The organism is Brevibacterium picturae (assembly GCF_030453725.1).
GTDB lineage: Bacteria > Actinomycetota > Actinomycetes > Actinomycetales > Brevibacteriaceae > Brevibacterium > Brevibacterium sandarakinum_A.
Genome location: NZ_JAKDJU010000264.1, coordinates 1 through 2957 on the forward strand (window position 1 = coordinate 1; position 2957 = coordinate 2957).

The 2957-nt window shown below is 64.2% G+C and carries 3 protein-coding genes; all 3 read right to left on the minus strand.

Annotated features, from left to right (window positions below):
* Positions 1 to 222: 222 nt before the first annotated feature.
* The gene (locus L0G76_RS15265; protein WP_304357992.1) at positions 223 to 720 is read right to left on the minus strand and encodes a DUF456 domain-containing protein; all 498 of its coding nucleotides are present in this window, start codon (positions 718 to 720) and stop codon (positions 223 to 225) included.
* A 143-nt stretch (positions 721 to 863) separates the two neighbouring features.
* Positions 864 to 2123 (minus strand): MFS transporter, encoded by a 1260-nt coding sequence (locus L0G76_RS15270; RefSeq protein WP_304357993.1) that lies wholly within the window; start codon positions 2121 to 2123, stop codon positions 864 to 866.
* Positions 2124 to 2131: 8 nt separating this feature from the next.
* On the minus strand, positions 2132 to 2957 hold an 826-nt coding region (locus L0G76_RS15275; RefSeq protein ID WP_304357994.1), incomplete at its 5' end, for a DUF3027 domain-containing protein.

The window sequence follows — 2957 nt, forward strand, 5'->3', positions numbered from 1 at the left end:
ACTGTCGGTGCCGAAACGCCCCTTTGCAGGGGGTGCTTTCAGCACTGACAGTGCGGGGTGCTCAACTGTCTGTAGGCGAAGCGTCTAGCTGGAGGATGCGCCGCTGCCGGTGCGTGGTGCGGTGGACAGAACAGGCACTAGGCACCGTCAGTGCGAAAACACCGTGTTGCAACAGTTGCTTTCCTCGCTGATGGTGCCTTTTGCGCAGGTGGACTCCGGCCCTCAGCCGAGGAAGTGGATGAGGATGCCGATACCGAAGGTGATTGCGGCCAGCAGTGCGAGTAGGAACTCGATGGCGGCGCCGATGCCGATCGCTTTGAGTGATTCCCAACTGGAGTCCCAGGCCTCCTTCGCCTCTTTGATCCGCAGGTATTCGGCGAGGTAGAGACCGGCGATGAAACCGATCGGCAGTCCGAGGACCGGAATCACGAAGAAGCCGACGATGCCGAGGACGCCGCCCAGAAGCACCGACTTGTTGGGGACATCCATGTCCTTGAGCTTTCTGCCCGTGAGCACCAGGGACGCGCTCATGCCCGCCGCGACGAAGACAGCGACGATGGCGAAGACGATCCAGGCCATCGGTCCGCCGATGACGATCGCCCACACCAAGACGGCGATTCCGATGAGGATGGATCCCGGCAGTATGGGCACGATGATGCCGAGGCAGCCGACGAGGATCGCCAGTCCGACCAGCACCGAGGTGATTATGTCCGCGTTCACTGTGTGTCCGATCTGTCGCTCAGTTGCCCATGGATTCCCTGATGCGCATGGGTATCCCCGATTTTAGGCGATGCAGGTCTGGGAGCGACTCAGGGAGGGCACAGAACTCACAGACGGTTCAGGGCTGACGGACAGTTCAGCTCTCAGGGCCGACCGTGATAGCTGACGTGGAGGCGGATTCGTGATTTGGGGTCATAGCTCAAGCGCAGGTTCTTCGACACGATCATCCACACCAGTCCGACGGTGAAGGCGATGATGCCCGAGGCGGCTCCGACGCCCATGGCCATCCGCGGTCCGAAGGTGTCGGCGACCCAGCCGGCCAACGGAGCGCCGATCGGTGTGCCGCCCATGACGACGGCAGCATAGATCGCCATGACCCGACCGCGGTAATGCGCGGGCGTCGTCGTCTGCACATAGGCATTGGCAGAGGTCATCATCGTCAGCGATGCGAAGCCGACCAGCATCAGCGAGGCCGCGAAGACAAAGTAGTTGGGTATCAGGGACGCTGTTCCCACGGCGAGACCGAATCCGCCTGCCGCACCGAAGATGAATCGCAGCCTCGGCTTCTCCCGCTTCGCCGAGACCAGCGCCCCGGTCACAGAACCGATCGCCATCACGGAGTTGAGCAAACCGAAGCCGCTGGCATCCTTGCCGAACTCGACCTTGGCCATCGTGGCCGTGTAGATGTTGAAGTTGAATCCGAAGGTCGCGACGATGAACAGGACGACCAGCACGATCGTGACATCAGGGCGCCGTCGCAGGTAACTGAATCCGCCCAGAATCCCGCCCTTGCCGCGGCGTCCCGAAGGGTGCAGCCGGGTCTGATCCAAACGGAGGAGCACCGTCAGGGTCGCCGCGAATCCGAGCCCGCTGATGAGGAACACCGGTCCGGCACCGATGAGCGCGGTGAGGACTCCTGCGACACCGGGGCCGATCATGCGTGCTCCGTTGAACGATGCGGAGTTGAGGCTGACGGCGTTGGGCAGGAGCTTCTCGCCGACGAGCTCGGAGACGAAGGCCTGCCGTGAGGGATTGTCGAGGGTGGCCAGAATTCCCAGTGCCAGCGCGGTCATGTAGACGTGCCAGAGGACGATGGTGTCGGTGATGACGAGCACGAACAGCAGCAGGCCCACGGCCCCCAGAAGTGACTGGGTGACCATGAGCAGTCTGCGCTTGGAGAACTTGTCGGCGATCGCTCCCGCGAAGGGGAACATGATGAGCTGTGGGCCCATCTGCAGGGCCATGGTGATGCCCAGGGCCGAGGCGTTGTTGTTCGTCAGCTGAGTCAGGACGATCCAGTCCTGGGCCGTCCTCTGCATCCACGTTCCGGTGTTCGAGATCAGGGCACCGGCGAACCAATGTCGGTAGTTCGGTTCAGCCAGTGACCGGAACGTGTGCGCCATCGACTGTGTCAGCCCTCCTGGAACTCGAGTTCGCCGGCGGAATAGTCGTCGACGACGGCCTCGGCAGGATCTGTGCCCTGCCGCCTGACGTCGGTCTCGGAATGGGCTCCGCAGCCGAAGTCGAGCGCGACGACCTTGCCGTCGGCCGGGGACCACCCGTTCGCGCAGACGCCGAACTTCTGTCTCAGTGACCCGGCGAGCGGCATGAGGTATCCGCAGCTGGAGCAGTGTGCCGAGGCCTTTGCTGCGAAGTCCGATTCCGCGCCGGTCTCCGATTCGGACCACCTGGTGGCGGCCGCGGAGATGCCTTCGGGCGAGAGGACCCGGCGGCGGCCGAGCCCGAACTCAAAATTCGGTATCTCGTCCAGATTGCCGTCCGAGGTCTCTTCGACCTGTTCGAAGCCCTGCTGCAGGTTCGGATCGTCCTCGACCTTCGGCAGAGTGTCCCGCGGAGTCAGATCGTCGGGTTCCAGACGCTGGTCCCAGGGGACCCATTCCGGGGCGACGAGCGAATCGGGTCCCGGCAGCAGCGCGGTCTCACAGACCGTGACCTTCTTCGCTCGGGGCGCCCGGGCGAGGACGGCGACCCAGCGCCATCCGCGGTAGGTCGGGTCGGTGCACGCGAAGTAATGGGTGACCAGGCGGGTGCCCTCGGCCAACGTGCCGAGGTGGTCGCCGACCACGGAACTGCCGGCCACCTCGGCGATGGCCGAACGTGCGATGTCGATCGCAGCGGCAAGCTGCGTGTCGAGGACGACTTTCTCGGAGGTCGACCGCGGTGCCTTGGCCCGCTTCACCGGCGCCGCCTCACCGGCAGCGGACGTCGTCCCGGCA